Genomic DNA, 15397 nt, shown 5'->3' on the forward strand with positions numbered 1-15397 from the left:
TTAAAATCTGTTTAAAGCGTATGAATACGCCGATACCTTTCGCTGAAAGCAGGCTTTTATATAGAAGATTAATCTGCTTTAAAAAGGGGTAGAAAAAAGGATGCTGTGCTTGCATTACCTTTCTCTACGCTTTATAAGTACTCTATATAAAATTTTGTTATCTTCTTTTTGCCTACTATTTATTTATTTTGAAATCAATTATGATAACAGAAAGAGTCTGAATTGGAGGTTTAAAACATGTCAATAACCGTTCACGCCACTCAGTGGATTCATTTTCAAATTAAATTGTATAACCTTCATTCCAAAACGAGATCACTTAAAGATCAAAAACTAGAATTACCTCTACCAGAATTCCATCAAAACCTGATCATATTTACATCAGCAGCACGTCATGGCCTTACGTTTGGATATCAAGCCATTCAATGGGATACACCCTATACTTCTTCTCCGATTTACATAGAGCATCAGTCTATTCCGTGGTCCACTTTAGAACAACGTTCCCATAAGCGTATAACCGAACATATTACAGCTATTTTCTTAGAGACAATGTTTTATAGACAAAGTCAATTCAAACAATGTCAATTTTGTTTTGAATTTATCATTCCTGAGAGTCTTTTTGACCATACAACCTGCCAAAACTGCGCATCACGACATTTTGGAGTGGTGTATTAACAAATAAAAGCCTGAAGAAGTCAGAGGTTTTCTGACATCTTCAGGCTTTTATTACATGACTAGCTGAACAAAAAGTGGAATAACGGCAACTGTGACGACACCTACAATAACGACTGCAATACTTGCCATGGCTGCCTCTACTTCTCCCATTTCAATCCCTACGGCTACTCCTAGCGCATGCCCGGACGTTCCCAGCGCTAATCCTTTTGAAATTGGATTTTTCACTTTGAATACTTTTAAAAATAATGCGCCCAGTGCATATACAATAACTGCATTAAAAATAACGGCAAAGGAAGTAATAGCAGGAATCCCTCCAATATCTTGAGACAATGGCAGTGCAATTGCTGTTGTAGCTGCTTGTGGGAGCATTGATTTCATCACGACTTCATCCATATGAATACCTTTAGCAATCGCAAAAATAATCGCTACCGAACAAACTGATCCTACTGCAATAGAAGAAAGAATTTGCCACCAGTACTTTTTTAATTTATCGGCTTGCTTATATAAAGGGATGGCAAAAGCAATTGTTGCCGGTTCTAAAAAGAAGCTGATAATTTTTCCGCCGCTACTGTACTCCTCATAAGAAAAGTGACCAAGTTTCAAAAAAGCAATCCCGAGCACCATTGCCACAAATAAAGGAGTAAATAAGAAAAACCCTTTTGACTTTTTAAATAAATACGTTCCAATACCGTACGCAGCTAAAGAAACCACGATTCCAAAATACGGATTCATCTTTCCAACCACCTTGTCTCTTTATAATTGATATTACGCAATGCCCTGTTTTTTTGTTTTTTCACTCATATCTACATCTTTTATTTCTTCTTTTGCTTTATTATCTTTTGTCATGCCAAGTATAAGCTGTGAAAATAAGCCTGTAACGCCTAACAAAATAATCGTTGCCACGATGATAACTAAACAAATTTGAATGCCGTACTGCTGCATAACACCTAATGAATTCATAACAGAAATACCTGCTGGTACAAATAAAAATCCGATCAAAGAAGTTAAAGCCGTTCCCAGTGATTCAACTTGCTCTAGTTTAATAATCTTCAAGCAGAGTGCAAGAAATAACAGCACAAGTCCAATAACTGAAGCTGGCATCGGAAAAGGCAAATGCTCTGCAATAAAATCTGAAATCAACATAATTACGGAAAAAATAAATGCTTGTGTTAAAAAGCCATACACTTTTTTAGCACTCATTTCTTTCACCTCTCTCTGTTTGTTGACTTCATTATATAAAATGAAAACACATTAGAAAGCGTTTTCAAATCAAAGAGTCGAATATTTGTGCTCACTTACAAAAATCGAGCCTTGAAATGCAAAAAACAGCCTGCTAAAATGCATACGCAAGCTGTTTCTCACTTAAATTCCTAAACGCTTCTTCAATTCTTTAGCATATGTACGGCTGACAGGAACTCGCTTATCGTTTTTCATCACTAAATTATACGTGGAATTAAACCATGGCTGTACTTCGGAAATATGATGTACGTTGACGATATAACCCCGGTGCACACGAACAAACGACTGAGAAGGGAGCTTTTTTTCTAGCATAGCCAGCGTATCTGCAGTATGGTAGGATTCTGTTATGGTCTGAATGGTGACTTCTCCTTCTATTAGCCCTACAAACAAGATGTCCTCTATATTTACTAACACAATTGAATCGTCTACAGAAATCGCTAACTTTCCCGTTTGAGAAGAAGACTCTCCTATCGGTTCTTCTTCTTTAACAACGTGATGAGGAACACGCATTTTTTTATATTTATGAATGGCCTGCACCACTCTTTCTTCATCAAAAGGCTTCAAAATATAGTCAATTGCATCTACTTCAAAGGCTTGTAAAGCGTACTGATCGTACGCAGTTGCAAATATAATAGCAGGCGGGTTTTTCATTTTTTTAAGCCTTTTCGCAATATCAAAACCGCTGTCATCTGACAATTGTATATCTAAGAATAATAAATCCGGCTTTTCATCCATCATTTTATCCAACGCCTCTTCGATACTTTCAGCTTCTTCAATGAAGTCTACTTCTTTCGTTCGGTGGAGTAAATATTTTAATTCATCTCGCGCTAACATTTCATCGTCTACTATTAGTACTCGCAGCATATTACATACCCTCGCTTTTTAATTCAATTGGTATAACAAACGAAACTGCTGTTCCCTCTGTTACGTCAAACTCCAGTGTCGTTTCTTTTCCAAACAATCCATGTAAACGTTGTTTAATATTGTAAAGAGCCGTCCCCGTTCCTTTTTCTGAAAAAACAGGCTCATTGCCAAGCAGTTCCAATCGTTTTGTGTCTATACCTTGTCCATTGTCTTTTACCTTTACGTATACATATTTATCTTTTGTCTCAATATAAACTTCTACGCGACAGTGTTTTTGTTTGCGCGGAAACGCGTGCCGAATGGCATTTTCCACAAGTACTTGAAGAATAAACGGCGGAAGCAAGACATCATCTAGTCCTTCTTCAATATACATGTCAATTTCGTATTTATTAGGGAATCTGGCTTGTTCAAGCGATAAGTACGCGTGAACATGGTCAAGCTCTTTTGATAACGGAATCAACAGCTGCCTTGCACCTTGCAAATTAGAACGAAAATAAACGCTTAGTTGCAGTAGCAGTTTTCTAGCTTTTTCTACGTCCTGTCTGCAAAGCGCCGATATCGTATTAATGGCATTAAATAAAAAGTGAGGATTCACCTGTGCCTGTAAAGCTTTAATCTCCGCATCTTTTAGCAATTTACTTCGAAGCTCTGCTTCGCCGAGCTCTAGCTGAGTTGAAAAAAGTTTGGCCAATCCTTCTGCCAGCTCTTCCTCCACTCGGCTTAACCCGCTCGCATCTTTAAAGTACATTTTTAGTGTTCCAATGGTAGTACCGTGAGAAGTAAGCGGCATTACAATTGCGGCATGAAGCGGGCAGTCTTTATGCTGACAATCAATTTGTTCTCTCGATTTTGCTTTCATAATTTTCCCCGTCTTCAGCACTTCGTGAGACAGCCCGGTAATTAAACTGTGCGAAGGAACATGGTGATCAATTCCTTCTCCCACATGAGCTAAAATTTTGTGCGTATCCGTTAACGAAACAGCGTCCGTACCTGTGAAGCGATGAATAATATTTGCAACATTTTCACATGATTCACTAGTGAGACCCTGCCGAAAATGCGGAAGAGTTTGATCCGCGATTAATAATACTTTGTGTGTCTGAAGCGCTCTCATTTGTTCCTCTTGCCGTAAAATGGACTGAATAATAGATAAGAAAATATAGCTTCCCGTACCATTTACAATAATCATTGGAATAGCAATAATACTCACTAGCGTCCATGCCGAATCAAACGGTTTAGCAAATAATAAAATAATCAGCATCTGAAGCGTTTCCATCGCTATGCCTACAAGTGCAGCAAAGCGCGGTGTAATCGTTCGATGTTTTTTCCGGTAGGCATAACCGATATATCCAGTTAACACTCCTGCCAAAACGGATGAAACAGCGCAGCTAAACGCCGTACTCCCACCTAACATAAAGCGATGAACGCCGGCAAGTAGTCCTACTCCTAAACCAACAAAAGGACCGCCAAGCAGACCGCCCATTTCCACACCCATAATTCGCGTATTTGCAATCGAGCTTGATGGATCTACTTTTAATAATAAATCTTCATTTCGAATAATCGTTCCTTGAATTTCAATTCCCGTGTAGTTACTAATAATGCTAAAAAGAGAAAAAATAAAAATAAGTACAGCTTTTCCTTTATAACCTTGCTGTTTACGGAGAAATTGCCGAAAAACTTTTGTATGTGCTAGCAAAAAACCTATAATGACAATAACTCCAACTCGTTCTACCATCATAATTAATAAATGAATCATTTTTAGCCACCCTTTGCTGTCTGTTTCTATTTTATATTGTTACATTGATGCTGCTAGAAATCTAGCTGAACAAACAGAAAAAAGGTTCAAAAATGAACCTTTTTCTTTAGCTTAACGTTGGCTGTGTTTGAATATTCCATTTTAGTGTAGGGATATGGCGATGTTGTTCAAACGCGTATCCGATTTGATAGAGAGCAGCTTCAGCAAAATGTGGTCCTATGAGCTGCATTCCGATTGGAAGCCCATCACGAGAATAACCACATGGTAGCGACAGCGTAGGCAAACCAAGTAAGTTAGATGGTTCTGTTAAGCGAAGGAGCTCCGAACGAACTAACTTCATCTGATTATCAACTCTTACTTTTTCTTCTCCCATATAAGGAGGTAGAATCGGTAGCGTCGGAGCAATTAACACATCTACACTTTCAAATACGTGCTGAAATTCTTTCTGAGCTTGTAAGCGAATTTGCTGCGCTTTTGCATACTCATATCCCGTTATTTTTTGGCTTTCTTCCAGCCTCTCAAGAACGGGAAGCTGATAGTCTTGTCTATACGCTTTCATTCGCTTCTCATGAACCATATAGGCTTCACTTTGAATCGTTTTCGACTGTGCCCAAGATGCTTGTGACAGCATAGGAAGCTCAATAGACTTTACACTTGCACCTAGCTCTTCCAAACACTTCACTGCCTCTTTTAAAGCATTCCCAACTTCTGAATCTAAAGCATCGAAGTAAAAATTAGAAGGTATGCCAATCGTTTTTTTAAAAATAGAAGAACCAATGAATCTACTAAAATGTTCGGTCGGCTTATTTACTGAATAAAGATCTTTTGTATCATAGCCGGCAATTGTTTCTAAAAATAAAGCATTATCTGAAACGGTTCGCGTCATCGGTCCTACATGATCCAACGTTTCGCCAAGTGGAAAAACACCATGCTTACTTACTCGACCAAACGTTGGCTTCATCCCTACGATGCCACATGCAGATGAAGGTATACGAATAGATCCTCCTGTATCTGTACCAATCGCTCCATAACATAATCCAGCTGAAACAGCTGCCCCAGAACCACTGCTCGAACCTCCTGAAATCCTCTTCGTATCGTGCGGATTTTTTACGGCTCCATAATATGAAACATCTCCGCTTGGCCCATACGCAAATTCGTGTGTATTAAGTTTTCCAATCGTAATCGCTCCTGCATGATGAAGCTTCTCTACCACGGTTGCGTCATAATCCGGCGTAAAATGTTGATAAATTTTAGAACCCATCGTCGTTTTCATATTTCTTGTGTATACAAGATCTTTAACGCCAATTGGAATACCATGAAGCGCTCCTTTATACTCGTTATTCATAATTTCTTTTTCTGCTATTTTCGCCTGCTTTACTCCCTCTTCGTTTATCGTTATAAAAGCATTTAAAGCAGGATTAATATCTTTAATACGATTTAGTAAGCACTCTGTAATCTCTACCGGAGAGATCTCTTTATTTTTTATTTTTAAGGATAACGTTGTTATATCCATGTTTAAAATAGAATCTGAATGCATAAGTATATGCCTCCTCTTTTTACTATGATATAAGGTTAGCTACTTTGTTTAACAGGAATGATAGGCTTAATAATACGCTTTCCTGGCTTCACAAAAATCATGGCTATCATTCCAACAACAGCGGCTACGGCAGCTGCAGTAAACATCGCTCCGTATCCACTAGCAGCTACTAACGCACCTGTTAATGTCGGTGCTACAATCGTGGCGATATTTGTAAAAAAGTGCGTAACACCACCAAACGTTCCTGCTTTTGACGGCTCTGTATCAATAATTACTGTCCAATACACAGAGTTGGGCAAGAAATTAAATGCATTTCCAATTGTCATTAGTGTCAGTACTGCTGCTACGCTGTTAACCGTAGGAATGAAAATAAAACAGAGAGCTGTAAAAAATAGAGAGACAACGGCTAATCCAGACCTTGCTATGCGCAGGCTTCCTGTTTTTTCTCGTAAGTAATCAGATATTTTCCCTCCTAACAGCACGGTGATGCAAGCTCCTGTCCATGGAATCATACCTAAATACCATAGTGACCCTAATTGAAAATCAAATGTATCTTGCAAATACTTAGGAGTCCAAGTCAAAATTAAAAAATTCACATATTGAAAAGCAAAGTAACCGATAGCGTTCATGACTAACGTAGGATTTTTAAAGAAGTGATACCAAGGAACAGTTTCTTCATTCTGTCCACTTTCTTTCTCAAACTTTAGCAAACCTTGATTGGATCGTATTTCGGCTAATTCTTCTTGAGAAACTCTTTTATTTTCTTCCGGCTGATTAGTAAATACTTTAATCCAAATCGTAATCCATACAAGACCAATACACCCAAGGATAATAAACATCGTTTTCCAATCTGTAAAAGACAGCAGGGCTACTGCAATTGGAGCAGTTAACAGTGCACCAAGCGGCGTACCAAGTAATCCGATAGAAGCAGCAAATCCTCGTTCTTTCGGAGCTGCCCAGTTAGCCATTGTACGATTAATGGTTGAAAAAGTAGGCCCTTCCGCTAATCCAAATAAAACCCGGAAAACAGCAAATCCAGCAATAGCAGACCCACCAAACAAGGCCATCCCTATTTCACCAGCAAAAGCCGTTCCTATTTCAAATACGGACCAAGCCATACCTGCTACAATCCATACAAATTTAGGTCCTTTCTTATCAGCTAACGCTCCGCCAAATAATGCACCAAACATATAACCATATCCGAAATAGCCTAAAATCCCTCCCCATGTTTTAGGATTCAGGTTAAACTCGCTTATAATTGCTTCTTGTGCATACGATATAGCACCTCGGTCGATATAATTCACTACGGTCATAAATACGATCATACCCATAATAAAATATCTGTACTTTCCTCTCATTTTCCTCACTCCCTACGAAAAATATGCTGCCTATAAAACTGCTCTACTTTATTATTAATATCAATTATTTTCTGAAAATTCAATCTCATAAAAAAAGAAACTTATGCGTCTATGCATAAGTTTTTGTGAACGTATTTCTTATAAAAATTTGATAGTTACAGAGTTTATCTCCCTCCTTTTATAATTTATGCACTTTTGCATAGGCATTTTATTTCGATTAAAAGCGGCTTAGCTTCCTACTAATTGTAGACTGATTAACGCCCAGCGCTCTTGCTATTTGTGTAGTGGATTTATATTTCTTCTTAGCCTTTCTCAGCAATTCTTGTTCCACTAAATGAACCGCGGCTTTTAAAGGCATTAGCTCATGAATTTCAATTTTCTTTTCATTTTTTGCACTTACTAGTATGTCACTCATTAACTGTTCTTCTTGAATCCACTCTCCTTCTGTTAATACAAATAATCGCTCTACTAACGCTTTAAGCTCTCGAACATTTCCTGGCCAGCTGTAGTAGTTTTGTAGTTTTTTCAACAGCCTAGGATGTAGCTTTTTCTTACTTTCATACAAGAAATTAATTTTCTCTAAAAAATGTAACGTCAATGGAATAATATCTTCTTTTCTGTTTCGAAGCGGAGGTATTTGAATAGGGATAATACTTAGCTGATAATACAGCTCTTTTTTAAATTTCCCTATTTTTATACTTTCCGTTAAATTAGTTGAAGTCCCCGTAATAAACCGAGCACTAGTATATGAGGATGTTAATTGCTGTTCTACGAGGTAAGATAACTTCAGCTGTAGTGGCAAAGGCAATAAATCAATTTCATCTAAAAAAACCGTACCGCCGCCGGCTTTTTCAATTGCTCCTATTCCCTCCCCTTGCCCAAAAATCTCCTTTTCTATATTAGATAATAAAATTGCACCACAACGAACTGTTACAAACGGCCCTTTGTTCCGTGGACTACGCTCGTGAATGAAATATGCCATGGTTTCTTTACCAACTCCACTTTCTCCATGGATTAACACACTAGATTCTACTAAAGCTGCTCTCTCAGCTCTAGAAACCGCTGTTTTCATTTCTTCGTTTTCGCTCAAAATGTACATCTGCTTTACCTTTTTGTTATTCAACCTTTCCATCTGACCCTGAGGAAGATGTTCAAATGGAGCAATTTTTTTTTCGTTTTGTAAAGACTGGTTCTGTTCCGTAATATCTTTTGAAATATTAACGACTCGAATAATGTCCCCCTTCGTATTTTTTATTGGTGCACCTATTACTTTTAATCGCCTTCCCAACTTTGTAACTTGAATCATTGATACTTTTTCTTTCTTTTCTAACACAAGCCTCGTAATCGATGGACTGTATGCCCCCTCTTTTTCTAACTCATAAACCGTTTTTCCAAGCAACTCTGTTTCCTTGTATCCCCATATCCTTTCACACCCCGAACTTACCTTTAATGTTCTTCCTTCTCCATCAGACATATAAATAGCATCATGAGAAATATCAAAAATAGTTTTTAATTCTCCATCCGCTATTTCATCAATACTATTTAGTTCTTCTCTCTTCCTATTCACGCTGTATCCCCCCTGAGTCTTGTGTCTTAGTATAAATGGAAAAGAGTAAAAACAATAGATATCTTTTATACAAAAAAGCTGTTCGAATACGTACTGTATTCGAACAGCTTGACTTTAAGCTTGAACCGTTTTAAAAAATTGAGGCAAGTAATCTTTATGAGCTTCTAACATCTCATCGACGATTTGTTTAGCTAGTTTATCAGAAGCAACAAGAGGATTAATGGTTAATGCTAAAATAGCTTTGTCATAATCTCCTGTCACTGCTGCTTCAGCTGCAATCCGCTCAAATGACTTAATGGTTTGAACAAGACCGCGGACAGGCACGGGAAGATCGCCGACTGAAATTGGCTTTGGACCATCTTTTGTAATGATACAGCTTACTTCTACAGCAGAATCAGCTGGAATGCTTGCAATAGCGCCATTGTTCACTGTGTTTACAGGTTGAATATCGCCTTTATCCGTATAAATGGATGTAATCAATCGAACCGCTGCATCACTATAATAAGCACCTCCGCGCTGTTCCAATTGAGGCGGTTTAATGTCTAGGTTAGGATCTTTGTACAGTTCAAACAGCTCTTTTTCCAACTGTTTCACGACTTCTGCTCTGGTTTCACCTTTTTCATAATTAACAAGCTCTTTTTCTACCATTTCACGCGTTTTATAATAGTACATGTGATATGGACACGTTAACGCATTTAGCGCTTTTGTGAATTCTGGCTCCCATCCAAGTCCTGCTACATTTTTCACAAAGCTGCTGTTAGTTGGATCACTCAATAAATCAATAACTTGATCTTTGACACTTACACCATCTACATATACATCTAATCCGTAGACCATGTGATTTAAACCAGCAAAATCAATTCGAATGCGAGAGTGGTCTACATCAAGCAGCTTAGCAATCCCCATTTCCATTCCGATTGGCACATTACAAAGTCCTACAATCTTTTTAATGTTACTATAGCAAAGCACAGCTTCTGTCACCATGCCAGCAGGATTTGTGAAGTTAATCAGCCAAGCTTCTGGACATAACTCTTCAATGTCACGGCAGATATCTAAAATAACGGGAATGGTGCGAAGTCCTTTAAATAATCCTCCCGGTCCGTTTGTTTCTTGACCGAGCACCCCGTATTTAAGCGGGATTCTTTCATCTTTCGCTCGTGCATCTAACAAGCCAACGCGAAATTGAGTTGTTACGAAATCCGCATCTTTTAGTGCTTCTCTTCGATTTAACGTTAAATGAACCTCGATTGGCAAACCTGATTTTTTCACCATTCTCTTCGCTAAATTTCCAACAATCTCTAATTTTTCTTTTCCTTCTTCCACGTCTACTAGCCACAGTTCTCGAACTGGAAGTTCATCATATCGTTTAATAAACCCTTCTATTAGTTCAGGCGTATAGCTTGAACCTCCGCCAATTGTTACAATTTTAATACCTTTTGTCATAATGTAATCCCCCCAGAAATTTTGATTGCTTCATATAAATCTACAAATTCAGTAGCCATTTCTTTTACCGTCATCGCATTCATTAAATGATCTTGAGCATGAATCATGAGCAGAGAAATTTCTGTGCTATCCCCTCTAATTTCTCCTTGAATTAACGACGTTTGGATATGATGAGCAGCATTTAATTCTTCAGAAGCTTGTGTAAGCTTTTCACGCGCTTCTGAAAAATCTCCCTTTTTGGCAGCCGCTATCGCTTCCATTGCTGAACTTCTGCCGTTTCCACCGTGTAAGATTAATTTAAAAATATATTCTTGAACGCTTTCCATTCTTTATCCCTCCTCACACAATATCTTTCTGTGTATCACTTGGTACCCCTTCAACTGCAGGCTGTATACCATGTTCTTCAGTGAATTTTTGTTTATCCCACATTCTAAAGAAAGGATAATAAATGCAAACAGAAATGCCGATGTTAATAGCTTGCATAACTGCACCCGATAATTTTCCTCCTGTGGCCAAATAGCCAGAAATAATCGGAGGCATGGTCCAAGGAACCGCAATACCTGCTGGTTTTGCTACCAGTCCTGTCGACATGGCAATATAGGTTGCTACTACCGTCACAAGAGGGGTAATAATAAACGGAATAAGCATCATTGGATTCATCACCATCGGAAGTCCAAAGATAATCGGCTCATTGATATTAAAAAGAGCTGGCCCTATTCCTAATTTACCAAGCTGCTTCATTTGTTGACTGCGCGCTTTTAAAATCATGGCAACGACTAGAGCTAGTGTCGCTCCGCTGCCTCCGATATTAATCCAAATGTCAAAGAACTGCTGTGTGAAAATATTGGGTAATGCTTCATGGTTAGCAAATGCAATTCTGTTTTCATCCATAGCTCCATACCAAATTGGAGCCATAATTCCACCGACAATATTCGCTCCATGAAGTCCACAAGACCACATGAGCATAATAACAAGCTCGGCAACTAGCGTACCGCCTAAACTGCCGCCTAACACACCTAAAGGCTTTCCAAGCAATTCTCCAACGATATTATGCAGACTTCCAAAATGCGTTTGTTCTACTAACAAACGTAAAATCCAAATAAATGCTATTACCGTGAAGCCAGGAATAAGAGCGGCAAACGATTTTCCAACAGCGGGTGGAACTCCATCAGGCATCTTGATGACAATATCTTTTTGAATAAACCATCTGTAAATTTCCGTAGAGAGAATCGCGACAATCATTGCTACGAAAAGTCCTTTACTTCCCATTAAAGCGGTTGGAATTCCGCCGTCTACTAAAATAGCTTCTTTAGCGCCGCTTGGGAGAAACGACACTTTATACGGAGTAGCAAGTAAAAAGGCAGCAAGTGAAATAGCACCTGCGGACAAAGCGTCTACTCCATATTTTTCAGCTAATCGATAGGCTATTCCGAAACAAGCAAGCAGCGCCATAATATCGAATGTAGCTCCAACTGGATACGCCATTTTTGTGGCCCATTCTTTTCCGAAAATCCCTGCCATAAAGTCGTTGTAACCTGGTATCGGTAAATTCGATAGTATTAAAAATACGGAACCGATAATAATGAGCGGCATTGTTAGAACAATACCGTCTCGAAGTGCTTGTAAATGGCGTTGACCTGCCATTTTTCCGGCGATAGGCATTACTTTGCTTTCAAGCATACTATTAAATTTGCTCATGTAGTCCACACTCCTATTTTGAAACTAGTTGAGCTGCAAATTTTAACACTTGTTCTCCATTACACGTTCCGTAGTGAACAGGATTTATAACGTCAACTGGCACTCCTTTTTCTTCACCTAGCTTCTTAAGCTGCGGCAGCAAGTAGCGCACTTGAGGTCCTAATAACAGTACATCTGCTTGATCAATATGATTGCGAACAGAGTCACCAGGAACTGCCCAAATTTTATACTCCGTGCTTTGGTCCTGAGCACTTTTTTCCATTTTTGTTACTAGTAAACTTGTAGACATTCCAGCTGCACAACATAATAGAATATTCATCTGTCATTCCCCCGTTTTTTTATTTTGCTATCTGTTTTGTTGATAGTTTTATCTTAAAATAAAAGCGCTTACATTTATACACAACCTTTTTCCGTTAGTAACGGAAAAATTATGTTTGAACATTCAGACAAAAGAAGAAGCCCCTCTCTTGGACTTCTTTTATCTAATATTTTTCATAAATACCTCTATAAACTCCTCATAATCCTTGCACTTTACTAAGCGCTGCACGACCTGCTTGTCATCCACAACGCGAACCAACAAACTGTACATCTTCTGCAAATCGCCTTGATTATTCGCTTTTACACTTAAAAGACAAATAAATTGCACAAGATTTCCTTCCCACATAATCGGTTTTTTTAACGTGCAAATGGCCCAAAACGTCGTATCGGTTTGAGGAACCATAGGATGCGGAATCGCAACGAGATTGCCAAAACTTGTTGGGGATGCAGCTTCTCTTTCAAAAACAGATTCTATAAATTGAAAAGGAACTAGTCCTAGATGAGTTAATTTCTCTCCTAAAAAATGAAGCACTTCTTCTCTTGTTTGAAATTCTTGCTGTAAATATACTAATTCTTTTTTCGTGTATTCTAACGAAGACTGCGGTTTATTCTTCATTAAACATTCAATTTTTTTAAAATCATTGTTTCCTAGAATTGTACTTACTTGTACTACAGGAACAGGAAGATCCTCTGGAATTGGAATGGTACTAACAATAAAATCTAAAGAGTGCAGCGACATTTGGTGAAGCTTATAATACTGAGTTGTTCCTAAAATAGTAAGATTTAATCCAAACGTAGCCTGCAGCTTATATGATAATAGCTTGGCACTCCCTACTCCCGATGCGCATACAATCAAACAGCGCTTAGGCTGATTGATAATTTTCCGACGTTCAATGGCCCCTCCAATATGTAAAGCTAAATAGCCAATTTCCGTTTCATGCATGTCAATTTCAAGGCGATTTTTTAAAACCTTCCCGGCAATAATTCCAGCTTCAAAAGCAAGAGGGTAATGACTCTTAATTCCTTCGAGCATCGGGTTTCGCAGATTCATTCCATATTTATAGCGGTTGATAGCCGGTTTCAAATGCAAACTCATGCCAAGAATCAACTCTGAATCTTCACTAATTCCTAAATGAAGCTCTTTTTCAATTGCTTCTAATATAGCCGCTGTTAATTCATAAATATCTGCGGCAATAAACTGCTTCACTTCTTTGTCTTCATGATTGCTACTGTTGAGCATTTTTGTACCTAGCAAATGAATGGCGATATACGCTGTTTCTGATTTCGGAAAACGAATCTTGAATGCCTTTTCAATTTCCCTCACAATTTCAGCTGCTACTTCATATTCTTTATGCTCCATAATTTCAAGCAAGTCTTCTGAATACAAAGAGATAAAATTTTCTTCTTGTATTCGCTTACAAGCTATTGCTAAATGAATGATTAAATTATTTAATCCAATATCTGAAACCATAATATTGTATCGTTTTATTTGATTTAAAATGTGGGCTTTAATCGTTAAGATTGATTCTTGGGGCAGGATGGATATTTCATTGTATACCATATCTACTTCTTTATCTTTTCGGTTAAATATGTACTCAGACATACAAAATCTCATTTTCATTTCGTCCCCTTTAGCTTTCAAGCCATAGTTAGGACGTTTTTCTAAAAGAATATCATACTTACACAGCTGTTTTTTAACATCTCTTAAATCGTTTTGAACCGTTGATTTGCTAATATATAACTCGTCTGCTAAATCTTCGAGCTTCAAATATCCGTCTGCTAGCAGCAGTCTTTTAATTAAATAATGCACGCGGTCATCAGGAACGGTTGGAATAGAAGTTGAATCAAATAATTGATTAGCCGAAAGTTCTTTTAATAGCTGATGAAATTGTTTTTCATCTAAAACGCTAAGTTCATATCCCGTCCCTCGAGCTGATTTAATTTTGGCCCCGTACTGAGACAAAATGTCATCTAACTGTTTTATATCCGTTCGAATAGTTCTAGAAGATACCTGATTTACTGTTGCTAAATATTCGCTTGTAACGGTTGATAATGTAGACTGTACGGACATTAGTTCTCTTAATATGACGATCATTCTTGAATTAAGCATGTTTGTTTCTCTCCATTCTCAGAAGATTTCCCCTTTATAAAATAAATTAAAAGAGCTGGTTATTTTAAACAAAAGCAAAAAATACCTAAACAGCAACAAACAGAAACTACCTTTTCTGTCCTTGCAGCTTAGGTTTTGCCTGCTTCATCAGTAACAACCCTAAAACAATAGGAATAAATGTCTTTATTTGTAATCTATCATTCTTTCTGTTTTTTTTCAATTTCCATTAAAGCGTTAGGCTTAGTGGCATTAATGAAATTTATGGGGTCTGTTCATACCGGTGTAGCCCCAATACAAACGTACGAATTAAAAAATCTAGTGTCTCATCAGTACTCAACGGCATTCCAAATCCCCCTTTTTGCTCCAAAGAAGAAAATCCATGTAAAATGCTGCGGAGACTTCTAACAGCATGAAGGGCTTCACTTTCCGGAAGATGATACGGTTTTAACACCTCCAGCACTAAAAATACGATGTTATCAGATGCTTTTTGTACTTCTTCATCCTGTATCGTTGGTGCCACCGTTGCCGTTGCTTCGTATATTCCGGGAGACTTTCTTACAAATGAAACGTACGCTTTACTTAGCTGATAAACAGCGTCTTCTGCAGAAGCATGTTCAACAGCACTTTTTAGAAGATAGTGTAGCTGCTGCAGTCCGCTTAAAGCCAGTTCTTTGCGCAGCTCTTCTAACCCTTTTATATGATTATACAAAGACGGAGGGCGAACATCTAATTCTTTGGCTAATGAAGCAATTGTAACAGCATAAAACCCTTCACGATTGGCCAAATTTTCACCTGTTTGAATAACCTTTTTGAAATCTAGTCCTTGTCGTGGCGACAT

Annotated in this window: 14 protein-coding genes; 1 reads left to right on the forward strand and 13 read right to left on the reverse strand. The window is 38.0% G+C overall.

The features are described 5' to 3' along the window. The first annotated feature begins 237 nt into the window (after nt 1-237). Nucleotides 238-672 (forward strand): hypothetical protein, encoded by a 435-nt coding sequence (locus tag AC1VNJ_RS10995; protein ID WP_033578088.1) that lies wholly within the window; start codon nt 238-240, stop codon nt 670-672. Nucleotides 673-723: 51 nt separating this feature from the next. On the opposite strand, the gene lrgB is transcribed toward AC1VNJ_RS10995, so the two are convergent. The 13 genes from lrgB to AC1VNJ_RS11060 all read right to left on the reverse strand — a co-directional run bounded on the left by lrgB (nt 724) and on the right by AC1VNJ_RS11060 (nt 15397). Continuing rightward, nucleotides 724-1404 carry an antiholin-like protein LrgB gene (gene lrgB, locus AC1VNJ_RS11000; protein WP_028412309.1) on the reverse strand — a complete coding sequence of 227 codons (681 nt, stop codon included), beginning with the start codon at nt 1402-1404 and terminating at the stop codon, nt 724-726. Between the two features lie 33 nt (nt 1405-1437). Continuing rightward, nucleotides 1438-1872: an antiholin-like murein hydrolase modulator LrgA gene (lrgA, locus tag AC1VNJ_RS11005; RefSeq protein ID WP_028412310.1), complete on the reverse strand. Its 435-nt coding sequence runs from the start codon at nt 1870-1872 to the stop codon at nt 1438-1440. A gap of 162 nt (nt 1873-2034) precedes the next feature. Next, nucleotides 2035-2775, reverse strand: coding sequence for a LytR/AlgR family response regulator transcription factor (locus AC1VNJ_RS11010; protein ID WP_098113872.1), 741 nt, complete (start codon nt 2773-2775; stop codon nt 2035-2037). A 1-nt stretch (nt 2776) separates the two neighbouring features. Beyond that, the gene (locus AC1VNJ_RS11015) at nt 2777-4528 is read right to left on the reverse strand and encodes a sensor histidine kinase (protein WP_033578086.1); all 1752 of its coding nucleotides are present in this window, start codon (nt 4526-4528) and stop codon (nt 2777-2779) included. 106 nt (nt 4529-4634) lie between these two features. Continuing rightward, nucleotides 4635-6065, reverse strand: a complete 1431-nt coding sequence (locus tag AC1VNJ_RS11020; RefSeq protein ID WP_482640801.1) for an amidase — start codon at nt 6063-6065, stop codon at nt 4635-4637. A 35-nt stretch (nt 6066-6100) separates the two neighbouring features. Further along, complete coding sequence (locus AC1VNJ_RS11025; RefSeq protein WP_033578085.1) at nt 6101-7423, reverse strand: MFS transporter; 1323 nt, start codon at nt 7421-7423, stop codon at nt 6101-6103. Nucleotides 7424-7640: 217 nt separating this feature from the next. Further along, nucleotides 7641-8990: a sigma 54-interacting transcriptional regulator gene (locus AC1VNJ_RS11030; protein WP_430052874.1), complete on the reverse strand. Its 1350-nt coding sequence runs from the start codon at nt 8988-8990 to the stop codon at nt 7641-7643. A 114-nt stretch (nt 8991-9104) separates the two neighbouring features. Further along, nucleotides 9105-10433 (reverse strand): 6-phospho-beta-glucosidase, encoded by a 1329-nt coding sequence (locus tag AC1VNJ_RS11035; protein WP_482640802.1) that lies wholly within the window; start codon nt 10431-10433, stop codon nt 9105-9107. After that, nucleotides 10430-10759 carry a PTS lactose/cellobiose transporter subunit IIA gene (locus AC1VNJ_RS11040; protein WP_034269415.1) on the reverse strand — a complete coding sequence of 110 codons (330 nt, stop codon included), beginning with the start codon at nt 10757-10759 and terminating at the stop codon, nt 10430-10432. The genes AC1VNJ_RS11035 and AC1VNJ_RS11040 overlap by 4 nt, the downstream gene beginning before the upstream one ends. Nucleotides 10760-10772: 13 nt before the next feature. Continuing rightward, on the reverse strand, nt 10773-12131 hold the full coding sequence (gene celB, locus AC1VNJ_RS11045; protein WP_028412317.1) for a PTS cellobiose transporter subunit IIC: 1359 nt from the start codon (nt 12129-12131) through the stop codon (nt 10773-10775). Nucleotides 12132-12144: 13 nt separating this feature from the next. Next, entirely contained in the window at nt 12145-12450 is a 306-nt protein-coding gene (locus tag AC1VNJ_RS11050) for a PTS sugar transporter subunit IIB (RefSeq protein ID WP_028412318.1), read from the reverse strand. Nucleotides 12451-12609: 159 nt separating this feature from the next. Further along, nucleotides 12610-14559 carry a BglG family transcription antiterminator gene (locus tag AC1VNJ_RS11055; protein WP_098625964.1) on the reverse strand — a complete coding sequence of 650 codons (1950 nt, stop codon included), beginning with the start codon at nt 14557-14559 and terminating at the stop codon, nt 12610-12612. A 259-nt stretch (nt 14560-14818) separates the two neighbouring features. Further along, nucleotides 14819-15397: a TetR/AcrR family transcriptional regulator gene (locus tag AC1VNJ_RS11060; protein WP_047751634.1), complete on the reverse strand. Its 579-nt coding sequence runs from the start codon at nt 15395-15397 to the stop codon at nt 14819-14821.

Source organism: Priestia sp. 3CA3 (assembly GCF_056836725.1).

Bases quoted from the DNA above. Each gene is read 5' to 3' on its own strand.
- AC1VNJ_RS10995 (WP_033578088.1), top strand. From the start codon at position 238: ATGTCAATAACCGTTCACGCCACTCAGTGGATTCATTTTCAAATTAAA.
- lrgB (WP_028412309.1), bottom strand. From the start codon at position 1,404: ATGAATCCGTATTTTGGAATCGTGGTTTCTTTAGCTGCGTACGGTATT.
- lrgA (WP_028412310.1), bottom strand. From the start codon at position 1,872: ATGAGTGCTAAAAAAGTGTATGGCTTTTTAACACAAGCATTTATTTTT.
- AC1VNJ_RS11010 (WP_098113872.1), bottom strand. From the start codon at position 2,775: ATGCTGCGAGTACTAATAGTAGACGATGAAATGTTAGCGCGAGATGAA.
- AC1VNJ_RS11015 (WP_033578086.1), bottom strand. From the start codon at position 4,528: ATGATTCATTTATTAATTATGATGGTAGAACGAGTTGGAGTTATTGTC.
- AC1VNJ_RS11020 (WP_482640801.1), bottom strand. From the start codon at position 6,065: ATGCATTCAGATTCTATTTTAAACATGGATATAACAACGTTATCCTTA.
- AC1VNJ_RS11025 (WP_033578085.1), bottom strand. From the start codon at position 7,423: ATGAGAGGAAAGTACAGATATTTTATTATGGGTATGATCGTATTTATG.
- AC1VNJ_RS11035 (WP_482640802.1), bottom strand. From the start codon at position 10,433: ATGACAAAAGGTATTAAAATTGTAACAATTGGCGGAGGTTCAAGCTAT.
- AC1VNJ_RS11040 (WP_034269415.1), bottom strand. From the start codon at position 10,759: ATGGAAAGCGTTCAAGAATATATTTTTAAATTAATCTTACACGGTGGA.
- celB (WP_028412317.1), bottom strand. From the start codon at position 12,131: ATGAGCAAATTTAATAGTATGCTTGAAAGCAAAGTAATGCCTATCGCC.
- AC1VNJ_RS11050 (WP_028412318.1), bottom strand. From the start codon at position 12,450: ATGAATATTCTATTATGTTGTGCAGCTGGAATGTCTACAAGTTTACTA.
- AC1VNJ_RS11055 (WP_098625964.1), bottom strand. From the start codon at position 14,559: ATGCTTAATTCAAGAATGATCGTCATATTAAGAGAACTAATGTCCGTA.
- AC1VNJ_RS11060 (WP_047751634.1), bottom strand. From the start codon at position 15,397: ATGTCGCCACGACAAGGACTAGATTTCAAAAAGGTTATTCAAACAGGT.